General features: G+C 61.3%; 18 protein-coding genes and 1 tRNA gene. 9 read left to right on the top strand and 10 right to left on the bottom strand.

From position 1 onward, the window contains the following. The first annotated feature begins 1 nt into the window (after nt 1). From JAB4_RS11835 to udk, 3 genes are read left to right on the top strand one after another with little or no spacing between them, the layout of a single operon-like run. Nucleotides 2–700: a YceH family protein gene (locus JAB4_RS11835; protein ID WP_070221306.1), complete on the top strand. Its 699-nt coding sequence runs from the start codon at nt 2–4 to the stop codon at nt 698–700. A gap of 13 nt (nt 701–713) precedes the next feature. Next, nucleotides 714–1,217, top strand: a complete 504-nt coding sequence (locus JAB4_RS11840; RefSeq protein WP_070221307.1) for a DUF2199 domain-containing protein — start codon at nt 714–716, stop codon at nt 1,215–1,217. 48 nt (nt 1,218–1,265) lie between these two features. Then, nucleotides 1,266–1,907 (top strand): uridine kinase, encoded by a 642-nt coding sequence (gene udk, locus JAB4_RS11845; protein WP_070221308.1) that lies wholly within the window; start codon nt 1,266–1,268, stop codon nt 1,905–1,907. Between the two features lie 91 nt (nt 1,908–1,998). Here the strand turns inward: udk and JAB4_RS11850 are convergent, their stop codons facing one another. The 7 genes from JAB4_RS11850 to JAB4_RS11880 all read right to left on the bottom strand — a co-directional run bounded on the left by JAB4_RS11850 (nt 1,999) and on the right by JAB4_RS11880 (nt 7,199). Next, nucleotides 1,999–3,000, bottom strand: coding sequence for a hypothetical protein (locus JAB4_RS11850; protein ID WP_070221309.1), 1,002 nt, complete (start codon nt 2,998–3,000; stop codon nt 1,999–2,001). Next, nucleotides 2,997–3,869: an ABC transporter ATP-binding protein gene (locus JAB4_RS11855; RefSeq protein ID WP_070221310.1), complete on the bottom strand. Its 873-nt coding sequence runs from the start codon at nt 3,867–3,869 to the stop codon at nt 2,997–2,999. The genes JAB4_RS11850 and JAB4_RS11855 overlap by 4 nt, the downstream gene beginning before the upstream one ends. Then, on the bottom strand, nt 3,866–4,246 hold the full coding sequence (locus tag JAB4_RS11860; protein ID WP_070221311.1) for a GntR family transcriptional regulator: 381 nt from the start codon (nt 4,244–4,246) through the stop codon (nt 3,866–3,868). The genes JAB4_RS11855 and JAB4_RS11860 overlap by 4 nt, the downstream gene beginning before the upstream one ends. Before the next feature lie 130 nt (nt 4,247–4,376). Further along, nucleotides 4,377–5,093, bottom strand: coding sequence for a DUF72 domain-containing protein (locus JAB4_RS11865; RefSeq protein ID WP_070221312.1), 717 nt, complete (start codon nt 5,091–5,093; stop codon nt 4,377–4,379). A gap of 69 nt (nt 5,094–5,162) precedes the next feature. Further along, nucleotides 5,163–5,918, bottom strand: coding sequence for a UDP-2,3-diacylglucosamine diphosphatase (locus JAB4_RS11870; RefSeq protein ID WP_070221313.1), 756 nt, complete (start codon nt 5,916–5,918; stop codon nt 5,163–5,165). 86 nt (nt 5,919–6,004) lie between these two features. Next, nucleotides 6,005–6,496 carry a peptidylprolyl isomerase gene (locus JAB4_RS11875; protein ID WP_070221314.1) on the bottom strand — a complete coding sequence of 164 codons (492 nt, stop codon included), beginning with the start codon at nt 6,494–6,496 and terminating at the stop codon, nt 6,005–6,007. A 73-nt stretch (nt 6,497–6,569) separates the two neighbouring features. Next, nucleotides 6,570–7,199, bottom strand: a complete 630-nt coding sequence (locus JAB4_RS11880) for a peptidylprolyl isomerase (RefSeq protein WP_175444739.1) — start codon at nt 7,197–7,199, stop codon at nt 6,570–6,572. 278 nt (nt 7,200–7,477) lie between these two features. On the opposite strand from JAB4_RS11880, the gene cysS reads away from it, so the two are divergent. The 6 genes from cysS (at nt 7,478) to JAB4_RS11910 (ending at nt 13,841) form a co-directional block, all read left to right on the top strand. Further along, nucleotides 7,478–8,872 carry a cysteine--tRNA ligase gene (gene cysS / locus JAB4_RS11885; RefSeq protein WP_070221315.1) on the top strand — a complete coding sequence of 465 codons (1,395 nt, stop codon included), beginning with the start codon at nt 7,478–7,480 and terminating at the stop codon, nt 8,870–8,872. Further along, nucleotides 8,872–9,585 carry a DNA-3-methyladenine glycosylase gene (locus JAB4_RS11890; protein ID WP_070221359.1) on the top strand — a complete coding sequence of 238 codons (714 nt, stop codon included), beginning with the start codon at nt 8,872–8,874 and terminating at the stop codon, nt 9,583–9,585. The genes cysS and JAB4_RS11890 overlap by 1 nt, the downstream gene beginning before the upstream one ends. 54 nt (nt 9,586–9,639) lie before the next feature. Next, nucleotides 9,640–10,614 (top strand): acetyl-CoA carboxylase carboxyltransferase subunit alpha, encoded by a 975-nt coding sequence (locus JAB4_RS11895; RefSeq protein WP_034784047.1) that lies wholly within the window; start codon nt 9,640–9,642, stop codon nt 10,612–10,614. Between the two features lie 161 nt (nt 10,615–10,775). Continuing rightward, a complete protein-coding gene (gene tilS, locus JAB4_RS11900) occupies nt 10,776–12,194 on the top strand; it encodes a tRNA lysidine(34) synthetase TilS (RefSeq protein ID WP_070221316.1) in 1,419 nt (472 codons plus the stop codon). Nucleotides 12,195–12,390: 196 nt separating this feature from the next. Then, entirely contained in the window at nt 12,391–13,638 is a 1,248-nt protein-coding gene (locus JAB4_RS11905; RefSeq protein WP_070221317.1) for an aspartate kinase, read from the top strand. A 110-nt stretch (nt 13,639–13,748) separates the two neighbouring features. Then, a tRNA-Ser gene (locus JAB4_RS11910) sits at nt 13,749–13,841 on the top strand. A 64-nt stretch (nt 13,842–13,905) separates the two neighbouring features. On the opposite strand, the gene JAB4_RS11915 is transcribed toward JAB4_RS11910, so the two are convergent. From JAB4_RS11915 to JAB4_RS11925, 3 genes are read right to left on the bottom strand one after another with little or no spacing between them, the layout of a single operon-like run. Continuing rightward, on the bottom strand, nt 13,906–14,124 hold the full coding sequence (locus JAB4_RS11915; RefSeq protein ID WP_070221318.1) for an AlpA family phage regulatory protein: 219 nt from the start codon (nt 14,122–14,124) through the stop codon (nt 13,906–13,908). Beyond that, nucleotides 14,121–14,414 (bottom strand): hypothetical protein, encoded by a 294-nt coding sequence (locus JAB4_RS11920; protein ID WP_070221319.1) that lies wholly within the window; start codon nt 14,412–14,414, stop codon nt 14,121–14,123. The genes JAB4_RS11915 and JAB4_RS11920 overlap by 4 nt, the downstream gene beginning before the upstream one ends. Beyond that, nucleotides 14,411–15,274, bottom strand: a complete 864-nt coding sequence (locus tag JAB4_RS11925; RefSeq protein WP_070221320.1) for a DNA adenine methylase — start codon at nt 15,272–15,274, stop codon at nt 14,411–14,413. The genes JAB4_RS11920 and JAB4_RS11925 overlap by 4 nt, the downstream gene beginning before the upstream one ends. Nucleotides 15,275–15,569 lie beyond the last annotated feature (295 nt).

Genomic DNA, 15,569 nt, shown 5'->3' on the forward strand with positions numbered 1-15,569 from the left:
CATGAATACTGATGTGACGGCAGGCGAAAAAAGCAATGACAATCCGAATCTGCTCGACCCCTTCGAGATACGCGTGCTGGCTGTGCTGGCCGAAAAGGAAGCGCTGACGCCGGACAGCTACCCGCTCTCGCTCAACGCGCTGACGAACGGCTGCAATCAATTGTCCAGCCGCGACCCCGTCATGGCCCTGTCCGAAGAAACCGTCTACGACGTGCTGCAGCGCCTGATGCAGCGCAAGTTCGTCAACGGCATCACGCAGGCCGGCGCGCGGGTCGCCAAGTACGAACACCGTATGCGCATCAAGTGGTCGCTGGAACAGGACAAGCTGGCCATCCTGACGATCCTGATGCTGCGCGGCTTGCAGACGGCGGGCGAAATCCGCAGCCGCAGCGGCCGCGTACATGAATTCAAGTCCGTCGCCGAGGTGGAATCCGGCCTGCAGTTTTTGATCGACAAATACCCGCCGCTGGTGGCGAAACTGGCCGTCGCCCCCGGCGCCAAGGAACCGCGCTACGGCCATCTGCTGGGCGGCGAGGAAGCGCTGGCGCAGATCGAGACGGCGGCAGGTTACGCTGGTGCCGTCAGCGCGCCGCAGCAGGGCAGCAGGGTGGCCCAGCTGGAACAGGAAGTGCTGCAGCTGCGCAGCGACTTCGATGGCCTGGCGGCGCAGTTCGAGGCGTTCCGCAAGCAATTCGAATAAGCAGCCTTCACGCATGCGTTTTTCCTTCCTGTGCCGCGCCTGCGGCGAGACTCACACGGGCATGCCCAGCTTCGGCGCCGACGCGCCGTGGCTGGTTGAGCAGATGGCGCCCGCCGAGCGCGAAACGCGCTGCCAGCTCGACAGCGACGCCTGCATCGTCGACGAAAAACACTGCTTCGTGCGCGCCACCATCGACATCCCCGTGCATGGCTCGGATGAACCATTCAGCTGGGGCGTGTGGGTGTCGCTGAGCAGCGAGAGCTTCGATGCGTGGGATGCCTGTTTCAATGACGCCAGGCGCGCGCACATCGGCCCCTTCTTCGGCTGGCTCAGCACGCAGCTGCCCGTGTATCCGGCTACCCTGAACCTGAAAACCCGCGTGCACCTGCGCGACGACGGCATGCGTCCGTACCTCGAGCTGGAGCCGACCGGCCATCCGCTGGCGGTGGAACAGCGCGACGGCATCACGGCCGAGCGGGTGGCCGAGCTGTATGTGCGGCTCGTGCATGACGCGTGACAGGAGCCGCTCCCTGTCAGTCCGCCCGCGTTTCCGGTATCATTCGGCATGAATAATATTTCCTTCCAACCGTTTGTTATTGGTGTCGCTGGCGGAAGCGGCAGTGGCAAGTCAACCGTATCACAGCAGGTGCTGGCATCGTTCGGTGCCGACATGGTCTCGGTCGTGATGCAGGACGACTATTACTGCGACCAAACCCATCTCTCCCCTGAAGTCCGGCGCCAGCAGAATTACGACCATCCGCAGGCGTTCGAGTGGCCATTGCTGGTGCAGCACATCCAGGCCTTGCGCAATGGCGAAGCGATCGAGATGCCGGAGTACGACTTCACGCTGCACAACCGCTCCAACAGGACCATTCCCGTCAAGCCGGCGCCGGTGATCGTGATCGAAGGCCTGTTTGCCTTGTATGACGAAGACTTGCGCAACATGATGTCGCTGAAGATCTTTGTCGACACGGCTTCCGACGTGCGCTTCATCCGCCGCATGCAACGCGATATCACGGAACGCGGCCGTTCCGTGGAAAGCGTCATCGAGCAGTATCTGGAAACGGTACGCCCGATGCACAAGCAATTCATCGAACCGACCAAGCGCAATGCCGATGTGATCTTGCCGCACGGCGCCAACGGTCCCGCGGTCGACATGATCACGGCCAAGGTGGCCAGCGTGATCGGCCGGTTGACGCGGGCCTGATCCCCGCCGGTCCGCTGCGCGTATGCCGGGCCGGCATACGCGTTACGCGTGCAGGGCGCTGCCCAAATTCTCCCATCATGGAAGAGGGGACTCAGCCTTCCTCGCGCCAGCGGCGCAGGCGGATGGCGGCGTAAATCAGCGCCGTACCTGCCGCCGTACCCAGCCACACGGCTGGCGAGGCCAGGCTGGACCAGGAGTTGCTGAACACATCAGTGCGCGTCGCGTGCGATCCCCCCTCTGCCAGCGCGTGCATCTGCGGCAGCAGGTCCGGCTCGAACAGATACCAGCTGCCGGGGAGGGTGCCCAGCAGGGCGCGTCCGATGACGTTCATCTGTATCCAGTCGACGCCGCTTTCCGTCTGCGTCAGCTTGCCGGCCCAGACGGCCAGGATGAGCAGCAGCAGCGGCACGCCGACGGCCCACAGGAAGACTTTCGACTTGGCCCAGCTCGATACCATCAGCAGCCAGCCGACCGTCGGCAAGGCCCACAGGCAATACACGGGCAGCAAGCCGAACACGCGCAGCGGTCCCAGATACAGGCCGGGCGTGGCGAGCAGTTCGGCGAACACGTGGATGCCGTTGGCCGCAAGCACGCCGCTCAGGATCAGCACGAGCAGCAGCGAGGTCACGCTGGCGGCGGCGGCCACGATCAGCGGCGCGACGAGCAGGGCGATGGCCGCTTTCGACAGCACCGTCTGGGCATCCGAGATGGGCAGCGACTTCCAGAACAGCACGCTGCGGTCGCGGCGGTCTTCATGCAGGGCGCTCAGGCAATAGAAAAACACGAGAAAGCCCAGTGCCAGGAACAGCGGCGCGGCCGCGTACGTGTAGTTGTTGGCGACGGCGTCGATGATTTCCGTGCGGCGCGGGCCGAAGGTGCGGGTATTGAAGACCGTGCTCCAGGACACTTCTTCGCCATTGACGATCAGCGCCGTGCGCATCTTGGTCTTGGCGATGGTGGCTATCGTCATCAGGGCGCCCAGTACGGTCATGACGACGCCGATCAGGGCGGGCGTCCATACCAGCATGCCCTTGTGTTCCCACAATTCACGCCGGATCAGCCATTGCATCTTGTTTGCAGGGGAAATACTCATTGGTACGATCCTTTCATGGTCGCGACAAACAGGTCAGCCAGGCTGGGCGTGCGGACTTCGCCCAGGGCGGCCAGCTGGGTGCGGGCGACGCCGTCGAACAGCATCACCGACTTGCCGAACACGCTGCGTTCGCTGATCGGCTGCAGCGCGCGCGCCGGATTGACGTGCTGCGGGCCCACCATCACCTCGATGTAGCGCTCGCCCACCTCTTCCATGCTCGAGGCCAGCACGATCTTGCCGTCGCGAATAAACATCAGGTCGCTCAGGATGTGTTCCACTTCCTCGATCTGGTGCGTGGTGATGACGATGGTCTTGTTTTCATCGAAATAGTCTTGCAGCAGGTTCTGGTAGAACTGCTTGCGGTACAGAATGTCCAGCCCCAGGGTCGGCTCGTCAAGCACCAGCAGTTTGGCGTCGATGGCCATCACCAGCGCCAGGTGCAGCTGCACCACCATGCCTTTCGACATGGCCTTGACCTTCATCTTCGGCGCCAGCTTGGTGTGGGCCAGATAGCGCTCGGCCTTGCTGCGGTCGAAACGTGGATGCACGCCGGCAACGAAATCGATGGCGTCGGCCACGCGCAGCCAGCCCGGCAGGATGGCCACGTCGGCGATGAAGCATACGTCGTCCATCAGCGCGTCGCGCTGCAGGCGCGGATCGCGTCCCAGCACCGACAGCTGGCCTTCGAAGCCCGTCAGGCCCAGGATGGCTTTCAGCGTGGTGGTCTTGCCGGAGCCGTTCGGCCCGATCAAGCCGACGATGCGCCCCGGCGCGATATCGAAGCTGATGCCGTCGATGGCGACCTGTTTGCCATACTGCTTGCGCAGGCCGCGGGCGCTGATGACGCTGTCCTTGTTCAATGCATTCATGCGCTCTCTCCGTGTGCGCCACTGTCGCGGCTCGCCTGCAGTAGTTGCTCGAGGTTAAGGTCCAGTTGCGTGATGCGTTCCAGCATCGCCGGCCATTCTTCGCACATGAAGCGCTCGCGTTCACTGGCCAGCAATTTGTCGCGGGCGCCTTCCAAGACATACATACCGAGTCCTCTGCGTTTTTCCACCAGGGCATCGTCGACCAGTTCCTGATAGGCGCGCGAAACCGTGATGGGATTCAATTGATAATCGGCCGCCACCTGGCGCACCGACGGCAGGGCGTCGCCGGACTGCAGCACGCCATCGAGCATCATGCCCACCACCCTGGCCTTGAGCTGGCGGTAGATGGGGCTATTGTCATTCCATTCCGTGCTCATGGGATGCGCTCCCACAAGGGCGGGGCCGTGCGGCGCGTGAAAAATGCTGTAGGCATCGAAGCTCCGTGATGTAGTTGATCGGTGTTGTAGTTAACTATGACACTAAGTCTCAAAAAATCAACACGTATTTTCAGGCCATCCGCGCCTGCAGGTCCAGCGCATTGAACAGGGCTGCGCCGGCCGCCGTGTTGTCGAAGATGCACCAGCTGCCCGCCTGCGCCGATGTGTGCAAGTCGGCGGCCAGCGCCGCCAGGTAGTCGGCCGGGTAGTCCGAGTAATAAATCTTTGGGCTGCCGTGCAGGCGCAGGTAGGTCACGCTGGTCGTCGGTATGTGCGGCCCCGGCTGTCCCGCAGGCGGATCGGCCCGCACGCGCGTGATGCCTTGCAGCGTCAATAGTTCGGTCGCGCCCGCCTCGAACCAGCTGGGGTGGCGCGCTTCGCAGGCGAGCATGCCGTCGAAGCGCTGGCGCAGCGCATGGAAAAATGCGGCGGCCACGTCGGCCTCGAAACGCAGGCTGGGCGGCAGCTGCACCAGCACGCAGCCCAGTTTATTCCCCAGTTGCATGACCTCTCCCGCGAAGCGATCCAGTTCGGCCGCACAGTCGCGCAAGCGCCGTTCGTGCGTGATGCTTCGCGGTAATTTCACGCTGAAGCGGAAATGCTCGGGCACGCTGGCGGCCCAGCGCGCGTACGTGGAGGGCTGGTGCGGACGGTAGAAGGAACTGTTGATTTCCACGCAGTCCAGTACCTGAGCATAGCGCTGCAGGTGGCTGCCATCGAGGGGAAAGTGGCTGGCGGCGGCGCTGGCGATGCTCCAGCCAGCCGTGCCGATGTAAACGGTATGCATGGCGCCATTACAGCAAGGCCAGGCGGGCGCGGCTATCGGACAAACACCCGTGCGGCCGTCGGCGCAGGCCTAGTCGACGATCTCGCCGTTCAGGTCGTGGCGCGTGATGTTGCCGCGCGTATCGATGGCGATCCAGCCGCCGCGCGGCTGTTGTGGCGGCGTCACGTCGCATTCCCAGTCGGGCAGGACATAGCGCAAGGTATTGTCGACCTGGTGCAGGGCGGGGCGGTGCGTATGGCCGTGGATCATGACGGTGCTCGCATGTTCGGCAAACACTTGCGCGACAGCATCGGGGGTGACATCCATGATGTCCATGGATTTTTCGCCATTGTGCTCGCGGCTGCTTTGACGCAAACCATCGATGATGGCCTTGCGCTGCGCCAGCGGCATGGACAGGAACTGTTTTTGCCAGGCGGGCTGGCGCACCATGGCGCGAAACTCCATGTAGCTGACGTCTTTCGTGCATTCGGCGTCGCCATGCAGCAAGACGATGCGCCGGCCGGCAATCGTGGCCACGTGCGGTTCGCTGAGCAGCGTAGCGCCGGCGGCGGCGGCAAAGCCGGAGCCGACAAGAAAGTCGCGGTTGCCGGCGATCCAGTAGACGTGCACGCCAGCATCGCTGACGGCGCGGATGGCGGCCGTCATGCGCGCATTGAACGGGTCTTCCAGGTCATCGTCGCCGGCCCAGTATTCGAACAGGTCGCCTAATAGATACAGCGCTTGCGCATATTGCGCATGGTGTTCCAGGAAAGAAAGAAACGCCGCGCTGGTGCGCGGGTGCGAACTCTGCAGATGCAGGTCGGAAATAAAGAGTGCGGCAGGCATTGTCATCGTTCAACGCTCCCAAAAAGTGATGTAGATGGAGAGGCGCCAACGCGGCAATGCCTGTGATTCATGATGCCGTAGCCGAATTAAACTGCTTCGACTTTTTCGATGATGACGTCGGTCACTGGCACATCGGCAAACATGCCGGCGCGCGAGGTTTTCACGGCGCGGATGGCGTCGACGACTTCCTTGCCATCGGTAACTTTACCGAACACGGCGTAACCCCAGCCGTCCTGGCCTGGGTAGTCGAGGAAGCTGTTGTTCTTGATGTTGATGAAGAACTGGGCCGATGCCGAGTGCGGGTCCGACGTGCGGGCCATGGCCAGGGTGTAGGTATCGTTTTTCAGGCCGTTCTTGGCTTCGTTTTCCACGGTGGTGTCGGCAGGCTTCTGTTTCATGCCTGGCTCGAAACCGCCGCCCTGGATCATGAAGCCGTCGATGACGCGGTGGAAGATCGTGTTGTCGTAGTGGCCGGCTTGCATGTAGGCCAGGAAGTTGGCAACCGTTTTCGGCGCTTTTTCGGCGTCCAGTTCAGCGGTGATCTTGCCCAGATTGGTGGTGATGATGACGGAGGTCATGATGATCCTTAATAAATTGGATGAATAATTGATTCAGCGGCGCCAGGCAGGCCGGCGCCGCAAAAACGCTATTTTACAGTTTTGCGGGCGCGGACTTGAGTAAAGTCGCCGATTCGATCACCACGGGGGTGACGGGCACGTTCTGGTGCGGTCCCTTGTCTGCCACGGGCACGGCCTTGATCTTGTCGACCACGTCCATGCCTTTGATGACTTTGCCGAACACCGTGTAGCCGAAGCCGTCGCGGCCAGGGTAGTCGAGCGCGCCGTTGTCGTTCACGTTGATAAAGAATTGCGCGGTGGCCGAATGCGGATCGCCCGTGCGCGCCATGGCGATGCTGTAGGTGACGTTTTGCAAGCCGTTTTGCGCTTCATTCTTGATCGGCGCCTTGGTGGCTTTCTGCTTCATGTTCTTGTCGAAGCCGCCGCCCTGTATCATGAAGCCGTCGATGACGCGGTGAAACACCGTGCCCTTGTAATAACCGCTTTTGACATACTGCAAGAAATTGGCCACGCTTTGCGGCGCTTTTTCCTGATTCAGTTCCAGCACGATTTCGCCCATGCTGGTTTTCAGGGCCACATGGGGCGTGGGGTCGAGGGCGGTCGCCGGAGCGGCCGCCACGACGGCGCTGCCCAGCGTCAGGCCGGCAAACAGGGTGCAAAAGCGGGCCAGGAAAGACAGGCGTTTTGATTTGGTTTCTTGCATGAAGGCGTCCTTGATCGTTATTTTTCTCTAAACTTGCTTTAATTGTAAAGAGCTGAAAATTCGGTTGAACATCGTAAAAACCTGATTCATATCGGGCCAGTATGGTTTTTATCAATGTTATACTTGACCGCTAACGCCCCAATTCTAACAAACAAGAACAACAATATAGCGGGTCGACAGTTTTCGGCGCACACGGCAGTTCAGTGGCGCGGCACCCCCGGTGTCCGCGCCTGTCTGTCGTTTTGCCAGGCTGGCGGCCGCTTCACTTGCAAAGTACGATGAGCAATCTAAAGATTTACAACACCCTGGCTCGCGAGAAGCAGGTATTCGTCCCGATGGAAGCGGGCAAGGTACGCATGTACGTCTGCGGCATGACCATCTACGATTATTGCCATATCGGCCATGCGCGCATGATGATGGCCTTCGACGTCATCTACCGCTGGCTGAAGGCGTCCGGTTTCGACGTCACCTATGTGCGCAACATTACGGACATCGACGACAAGATCATCCGCCGCGCCGTGGAAAACGGCGAGACGATTTCCCAGCTGACGACGCGTTTCACCCAGTACATGGATGAAGACACGGCCGCGCTGGGCATTTTGACGCCCGACCACACGCCGCGCGCCACCGAGTACGTGCCGCAGATGCTGCGCCTGATCGAGCAGCTCGAAGCGAAGGACCTGGCCTACCAGGGGGCCGACGGCGACGTCAATTACGCCGTGCGCAATTTCCCCCACTACGGCAAGCTGTCGGGCAAGTCGCTCGACGACCTGCGCGCGGGCGAGCGTGTCGACGTCAACACGGGCAAGCGCGATCCGCTCGACTTCGTGCTGTGGAAGTCGTCGAAGGAGTCCGAGCCGGAAGAAGTCAAATGGGATTCGAAGTGGGGCAAGGGCCGCCCGGGCTGGCATATAGAGTGCTCGGCCATGTCCTGCGCCTTGCTCGGTGAACAATTCGACATCCATGGCGGCGGCGCGGACTTGCAATTCCCGCACCACGAAAACGAGATCGCCCAATCCGAAGGCGCGTTCGGCCACACCAGCGTCAATTACTGGATCCATAACGGCTTCGTGCGCCTGGACAATGAAAAAATGTCCAAGTCGCTCGGCAATTTCTTCACCATCCGCGAAGTGCTGCAAAAGTTCGATGCCGAAGTGATCCGCTTCTTCATCCTGCGCGCGCATTACCGCAGCCCCCTGAATTACTCGGACGTGCACCTCGATGATGCGCGCCTGTCGCTGACGCGCCTGTACACGGCGCTGGCCGACGTGGCGGTGGAAGAGGGCGCCATCGACTGGAACGAAGCCCATGCCGTGCGCGTGCGCGAAGCGATGGACGACGATTTCAATACGCCGCTGGCCGTGGCGGCCCTGTTCGATCTGGCAACGGAAGTCAACAAGAGCAAATCGCCCGCCCTGGCGCGTCAATTGAAGGGCCTGGCGGGCGTATTCGGCTTGCTTGAGCGCACGCCGCAGCAATTCCTGCAGGCGACCGTCGGCGCCGCCGGCGGCCAGGACGAGGCGGCCGGCATCGAAGCGGCGATTGCGGCGCGCAGTGCGGCGAAAAAGGCGCGCGACTTTGCCCAGTCCGACAAGATCCGCGCCGACTTGCTGGCCGCAGGCATCATTCTTGAAGACAAGCCTGACGGCTCGACCAACTGGCGCCGCGCATGATGGCGACGTCCAGGGAAAACGGGGAAGCGCCAGTAATCGCTGCGCAGGTGATCCAGGTGCCGCACTACTGGGAAGAGGCGAAGATCGAGCTGATGAAGCGCGACCGCATCATGAAAAAACTCATCCCGCAATTTGGCGACCTGCACCTGGTCGGCCACAGCGACCCGTTTACCACCCTGGCCCGTTCGCTGGTGGGCCAGCAGATCACGCCCAAGGCGGCTGATGCCGCCTGGAAAAAGCTGCTGCTGGCTTGCCCGAAATGCACGCCTTCGCAAGTATTGAAGGCAGGCGCCGAGCAATTGTCCGCCTGCGGTTTGTCCAAACGCAAGACCGAATACATCCTCGACCTGGCCGACCATTTCAAGGCCAAGCGCGTGCACGCGAGCCAGTGGGACCAGATGGATGACGAAGCCGTCATCGCCGAACTGGTGCAGATCCGCGGCATCGGCCGCTGGACAGCCGAGATGTTTCTGATATTTAATCTGCTCCGGCCGAATGTCTTGCCGCTTGACGACCCTGGTCTGATCCAGGGCATCAGCGTCAATTACTTCTCCGGCGAACCCGTTTCCCGCAGCGATGCGCGCGAAGTTTCTGCCAATTGGGAACCGTGGCGCACCGTGGCGACGTGGTATTTGTGGCGCAGTCTCGACCCTGCAGCCGCCCCTGCCGCATCCGATACAGCCCCCGGCGCACCAGCCGGTACGGTAAAATAAACATAGATGACGCCGCGCGCCCTGGCGCCGTGGCCGGTAAAACCTGGAGGTACAATGACTAAAACGACTTTCCTCAATTTTGAACAGCCGATCGCGGAACTCGATTCCAAGATCGAAGAGTTGCGCTTCGTGCAAGACGATTCGGCCGTCGACATCTCGGAAGAGATCGACCGCCTGGCCAAGAAGAGCCAGCAGCTGACCAAGGATATCTACGCCAAGCTGACCCCTTGGCAAGTGGCGCAGATCGCGCGCCACCCGCAACGCCCGTACACCATGGATTACGTGAATGAAATCTTTACCGATTTCCACGAATTGCATGGCGACCGCAGCTACGCGGACGATCTGTCCGTCGTCGGCGGCCTGGCCCGCTTCAACGGCCAGCCGTGCATGGTCATCGGCCACCAGAAGGGCCGCGACACGAAAGAGCGCGCCATGCGCAATTTCGGCATGCCGAAACCGGAAGGCTACCGCAAGGCCATGCGCCTGATGAAAGTGGCGGAAAAGTTCAACCTGCCCATCTTCACCTTCGTCGACACGCCAGGCGCCTTCCCCGGCATCGACGCGGAAGAGCGCGGCCAGTCGGAAGCGATCGGCCACAACCTGTATGTGATGGCCGAACTGAAAGTGCCGCTGATCGCCACCATCATCGGTGAAGGCGGTTCCGGCGGCGCGCTGGCCATCGCCGTGGGCGACGCCGTGCTGATGCTGCAATACTCGACCTACGCCGTGATCTCGCCGGAAGGCTGCGCCTCGATCCTGTGGAAGAGCGCCGAGCGCGCCTCCGACGCGGCCGAAGCGCTGGGCCTGACCGCCCACCGCCTGAAAGCCATGGGCCTGATCGACAAGATCATCAACGAACCGCTGGGCGGCGCCCACCGCGATCCGAAACAGATGGCAACCTTGCTCAAACGCGCACTGGCCGACACCCTGCGCCAGTTCCAGGGCATGAAAACCAAGGACTTGCTGGCCGCGCGCCACGAAAAACTGCTGAGCTACGGCAAGTTCAAGGAAACCACGCCGAGCGAGTAAGCCAGCGCAAGTCGGCGTAGGTCGGCTTAGCGCAGCGTAAGCCGACAAGACGTAAGTCGCCAAGACGTAAGCCGACAAAATATCAAGAGTTACCAGGGACAGTCCGCTAAACGACACCATCCGTTTAGCCGCCTGTCCCTCTTTGCATTCCCGGAGTCCGAATGAAAAAGCAACAAACCGCCACCGTGCCCGACATCTTCGCCCGCGCGCTGGACGCCTGCGCACCTGCACCCGGCAGCACCGTCGGCATCGCCCTGAGCGGCGGCCTCGATTCCGCGGCCCTGCTGCACCTGGCGCATGCCTGGGCGCAAGAGCACGGCGTGGCCTTGCACGCGTTTCACGTGCACCATGGCCTGAGTCCGAACGCCGACGCCTGGCTGGCCCACTGCGCGCAGTTGTGCGCCGGCATGGGTATCGCCTTCGAGGCGCGCAAGGTCACCCTGGAAAAGAATGCGAAGACGGGCACGGAAGAGGCGGCCCGCAAGCGCCGTTATGCGGCCCTGGGCGAGCTGTGCGCCGCGCACGGCGTGCGCCTGCTGCTCACGGCCCACCACCAGGACGACCAGGCGGAAACGGTGCTGCTGCAATTGCTGCGCGGCTCCGGCACGGCAGGCCTGTCCGGCATGGATGGCGCCAACAGCGCGCCCGAGCTGCTGGGCAATCCGGACCTGGTGATGGCGCGCCCGCTGCTTTCCGTGTCGCGCAAACAACTCGAAGCGTACGTGGCGAAGCATGCGATCGCGCACATCCATGACGAATCGAACGACGATCCCCGCTTTGCCCGCAATGCCTTGCGGCACCAGGTGATGCCCGTGCTGGCGCAGGCCTTTCCCGGTTTTCAGGAACGCTTCGCCCGCAGCGCCCAGCACGCGCAATCGGCGCAGCGCCTGCTGACGGAACTGGCGACGCAGGATCTGGCAATGTGCCTCGATGGCGACTGCATCGAACTGGCGAAATTGCGCGCGCTGAGCGCGGACCGCTGCTACAACCTGCTGCGCCACTGGTTCGGCACGCGCGGCTTGCGCATGCCGTCGACGGCATGGCTGGCGGAAATGCTGGCGCAATTGCTGGAAGCGCGGCCCGATGCGCAATTGCTGGTCACGCATCCCGAATGCCACGTGCGGCGCCACCGCGACCGGCTGTACCTGACGCCCAAGCTGAATGACCTTGCCGGCATGCGCGAGCGTGACGACGCGGGTATTCCCGGCCTGGAAAAGGCCGGCCAGCAATTTAGCTGGCAGGGCGAAGCGAGCCTGGCGTTCCCCGCGTATGGCGGCGTGCTGCATTTCGATGCGGTGGAAGACGGCGGCCAGGGTATCGATATTGCCTGGTTGCAAGCCCAAACCTTGACCATCGACTTCCGCCAGGGCGGCGAGCGCTTGAAGCTGGCCTTGAACCGTCCCACCAAGAGCTTGAAATACCATTACCAGGCGTTTGACGTGCCCGCCTGGGAGCGCGAACGCCTGCCGCTTGTCTGTGCGGCGCAACAATTGCTGTATGCGGCTGGTATCGGCCTCGACTGCCATTGTCTGAGTCTGCTGGATCGTCCTCGCGTGACCTTACGCTGGCTCTCCTGCTGAGCGCAGGGGTGGCCGCCACGGCCACTCCCGGGGCGGTCGCCAAGTGGCTGCTCCAGCCAGCTGGACTGTATGGATTGGTTATTTCCATATGTACAATTGGTATGAGCTAATGCGCTTTTTAGCTTGTTATTTTGCATTGCGGCATGTAGAGTAAAGCCCTCCTTTTTTATTCTTCTTGAGCGGAAACTTCACTCTTATGGCTTTAATCGTCCACAAATATGGCGGTACGTCGATGGGCTCGACTGACCGTATCAAGAATGTCGCCAAGCGCGTTGCCAAGTGGCACGACGCCGGGCATCAAATCGTGGTGGTGCCATCCGCCATGTCGGGCGAAACCAACCGCCTGATTGGACTGGCCAAGGAAATCATGGATCAACCCGATCCCCGTGAACTTGACATGATCGCCTCGACAGGCGAACAGGTGTCCGTCGGCCTATTGTCGATGGCACTGCTGGCGATCGGCAAACAAGCCGTATCCTATGCTGGCTGGCAAGTCGCGATCAAGACCGATTCCGCCTTTACCAAGGCACGCATCCAGTCGATCGATGACGAAAAAGTCAAACGGGACCTCGATGCGGGCAAGATCGTCATCATTACCGGTTTCCAGGGCGTCGACGAACACGACAACATCGCGACCCTGGGCCGCGGCGGTTCCGATACGTCGGCCGTGGCGATCGCCGCCGCCATGAAGGCGTCCGAATGCCTGATCTTCACGGACGTCGACGGCGTCTACACGACCGACCCGCGCGTGGTTTCCGAGGCGCGCCGCCTGAAGACCATCACCTTTGAAGAAATGCTGGAACTGGCTTCGCTGGGTTCCAAAGTGCTGCAAACGCGTTCGGTGGAATTTGCCGGCAACTACCGCGTTCCCACGCGCGTGCTGTCGTCGCTGACCGACCCGATGTTGCCGCTGGAAATAGAAGCCAATTCAGGCACCCTGATTTCGTTTGAGGAAGATACAAACATGGAACAAGCAGTCATCTCCGGCATCGCCTTCAACCGCGATGAAGCCAAAATCACCGTGCTCGGCGTGCCCGACCGTCCAGGCGTGGCCTACCACATCCTGGGACCGGTGGCGGACGCGAATATCGAAGTCGACATGATCATACAGAATCAGTCGGTCGACGGTAAAACGGACTTCACCTTCACCGTCTCGCGCGGCGAATACACGCGCGCGCTGGCCGTGCTGGAAGCGAACCGCGAAGCACTGGGCGCGGCCAGCATCACGGGCGACGCGAAAGTGTCGAAACTGTCCGTCGTCGGCGTGGGCATGCGCAGCCACGTGGGCGTCGCATCGCAAATGTTCCGTACCTTGTCGGAAGAGGGCATCAACATCATGATGATCTCCACTTCCGAGATCAAGATCTCCGTGCTGATCGATGAAAAGTACATGGAACTGGCCGTGCGCGCGCTGCATAAAGCGTTCGAGCTGGAAAAAGCTTAAATATCCAAAAATATTGCCCCACGCCCTTGACCAAAGGGGGGGCAATCGATATTATGACGTTCGTCGCTGCAGCGCAGTTAGCTACAGAGACATAGTTGAGTAATCAGCTAGGAGACGTGGCCGAGTGGCCGAAGGCACATCCCTGCTAAGGATGCATACGGCTTATACCTGTATCGTGGGTTCGAATCCCACCGTCTCCGCCAGTATTATGAAAAAGCCCCTATGAAGGGGCTTTTTCTTTTTCCCCTACCCACATCTCTACCCCCATTAGTTTTTTGCCGACGGCGTACGCGCATCCTCGATAATTTTTTCCTGCCATGCTGCGATTGCTGTCGAATCCCACACCACCGCGCGCGGCCCCAGGCTGATTGGCGCAGGGAAGGTGCCCTTCTTGATGCGGTCGTAGATTGCCGTGCGCTGGATGCCGACGATCTCGATCACCGAGGGCAGGCGCAGGAATTTTCGAACTTCGGTCATAGTGCTCATGATGTGCTTTCCAGTTGTTTCAGGGGTTTGATCAGGTCGAGCTGGCGCGGATCGCTTTTATCCAGCACGTAGATGTAGGTCATGCCGGCCGGCGAGCGGTCGTCGCAGTCCGGCTGGTCGTTGGCCACGGCCAGCGCGGCGGCCGTTGAGCACACGCCCACAGAGCGCTCGAACAGGCAGCCTTCGCAGCTGGGCGCGTTCGCTTCCTGCGCTTTGAAGCGCACGGTGGACGGGATGACCGGTTCATCACGGTCACCGCGCCATTTGTCGCTGGTGATGCACTTGGTCATGCAAACATCCTCCCTTGCGTTCTTTCCGCCTCCAGCGCTGCTGCGCATGCAGGATTAATCCACACCACCTCTGTTCTGGCTTTGCCACCATCGGCGACATGGCGCCGCTCATGTCGGATCCAATCCGGATACAGATCGTCGTCATACAGCTGGCTCGGATATCCCGATAGCACCACCATGCCGCGCGCCTGGCGCAGCGTGCCAGCCAGCGCACGATGATCGTCGTCGGTCATTTCATGACGGTAGCCATGCGTTTTGTTCGATCGGCCTACCAGCGATGACCTGGTGCTATGGCAGTAGGGCGGATCCGCGTAGATAAGCGTGTTCGGTGAGTCCATGCGTTCAATGACCTCGATTGCGCTGCGGTTTTCTATAACTACACCCCGCAAGCGATTGGTGAATGAAGGGATCGCATTCGACCAGGTGGAGTACTCCACCGAAGGCAGCACGCGGCCGTCGCTCAGCTTTGAGCGAAAGCCCGTGCGGCAGGAGCGCGTCGCTGAATCGGAACCGTGGCCCATGAAGGACTTCACTATCGTTTTGTGGGCCGCGTCCATATCACTGATGGCCGCCTCGTAAGCCCAGTCGAATTCTTGCCGTGCAAACGGCGTGAGTTCCACCAGACGTTGCAGCTCGAGCGCTTGCAGGGGATCGCGCAGCAGCCGGAATAGGTTGACCACGGTACCGTCCAAGTCGTTGTAGCATTCGGCACCCACGCGAGGCTTCTGCAGCAGCACCGAGGCGGCGCCGCCGAACGGCTCCACGTACACGACGTGGCTCGGGAAGAAAGTCAAGATCCAGGGGGCCAGGCGGAACTTACCGCCGTGATAGCGCAGCACCGGGCGCGTTGGGGCGCTCATGGTGCACTCCGGACACAGGTGACGCAGCGGCCGTACTGGCGCAGCTGGCGCGCCGTGGTGGCCTTGCCGCAGGCGCAGCGCTTACGCGTCAGTGTGTAGAACGGCCCCTTCTTGTTGGCCAGGTGTTGCCTTGTAATTTGAGCCGGGTTGGCAATCATGCTACGATTCCCTTTTTACATGGAGGCGCACCATGTGGACCTGCAAACGATGCACCGTTGATCTGAAATTTTCCGAGGTTGAGCCGGCTGTCGACCACTTCGGCTGCTATTTCCTTTGCCCGCGCTGCGGGTATCGA

The sequence above is a fragment of the Janthinobacterium sp. HH102 genome (assembly GCF_001758625.2).
Classification (GTDB): Bacteria; Pseudomonadota; Gammaproteobacteria; order Burkholderiales; family Burkholderiaceae_D; genus Janthinobacterium.

Bases quoted from the DNA above. Each gene is read 5' to 3' on its own strand.
- tilS (WP_070221316.1), top strand. From the start codon at position 10,776: ATGAAAAAGCAACAAACCGCCACCGTGCCCGACATCTTCGCCCGCGCG.
- JAB4_RS11925 (WP_070221320.1), bottom strand. From the start codon at position 15,274: ATGAGCGCCCCAACGCGCCCGGTGCTGCGCTATCACGGCGGTAAGTTC.
- JAB4_RS11915 (WP_070221318.1), bottom strand. From the start codon at position 14,124: ATGAGCACTATGACCGAAGTTCGAAAATTCCTGCGCCTGCCCTCGGTG.
- JAB4_RS11890 (WP_070221359.1), top strand. From the start codon at position 8,872: ATGGCGACGTCCAGGGAAAACGGGGAAGCGCCAGTAATCGCTGCGCAG.
- JAB4_RS11855 (WP_070221310.1), bottom strand. From the start codon at position 3,869: ATGAATGCATTGAACAAGGACAGCGTCATCAGCGCCCGCGGCCTGCGC.
- JAB4_RS11880 (WP_175444739.1), bottom strand. From the start codon at position 7,199: ATGCAAGAAACCAAATCAAAACGCCTGTCTTTCCTGGCCCGCTTTTGC.
- JAB4_RS11875 (WP_070221314.1), bottom strand. From the start codon at position 6,496: ATGACCTCCGTCATCATCACCACCAATCTGGGCAAGATCACCGCTGAA.
- udk (WP_070221308.1), top strand. From the start codon at position 1,266: ATGAATAATATTTCCTTCCAACCGTTTGTTATTGGTGTCGCTGGCGGA.
- JAB4_RS11860 (WP_070221311.1), bottom strand. From the start codon at position 4,246: ATGAGCACGGAATGGAATGACAATAGCCCCATCTACCGCCAGCTCAAG.
- JAB4_RS11920 (WP_070221319.1), bottom strand. From the start codon at position 14,414: ATGACCAAGTGCATCACCAGCGACAAATGGCGCGGTGACCGTGATGAA.
- JAB4_RS11865 (WP_070221312.1), bottom strand. From the start codon at position 5,093: ATGCATACCGTTTACATCGGCACGGCTGGCTGGAGCATCGCCAGCGCC.
- JAB4_RS11835 (WP_070221306.1), top strand. From the start codon at position 2: ATGAATACTGATGTGACGGCAGGCGAAAAAAGCAATGACAATCCGAAT.
- JAB4_RS11840 (WP_070221307.1), top strand. From the start codon at position 714: ATGCGTTTTTCCTTCCTGTGCCGCGCCTGCGGCGAGACTCACACGGGC.
- cysS (WP_070221315.1), top strand. From the start codon at position 7,478: ATGAGCAATCTAAAGATTTACAACACCCTGGCTCGCGAGAAGCAGGTA.
- JAB4_RS11870 (WP_070221313.1), bottom strand. From the start codon at position 5,918: ATGCCTGCCGCACTCTTTATTTCCGACCTGCATCTGCAGAGTTCGCAC.
- JAB4_RS11895 (WP_034784047.1), top strand. From the start codon at position 9,640: ATGACTAAAACGACTTTCCTCAATTTTGAACAGCCGATCGCGGAACTC.
- JAB4_RS11905 (WP_070221317.1), top strand. From the start codon at position 12,391: ATGGCTTTAATCGTCCACAAATATGGCGGTACGTCGATGGGCTCGACT.
- JAB4_RS11850 (WP_070221309.1), bottom strand. From the start codon at position 3,000: ATGAGTATTTCCCCTGCAAACAAGATGCAATGGCTGATCCGGCGTGAA.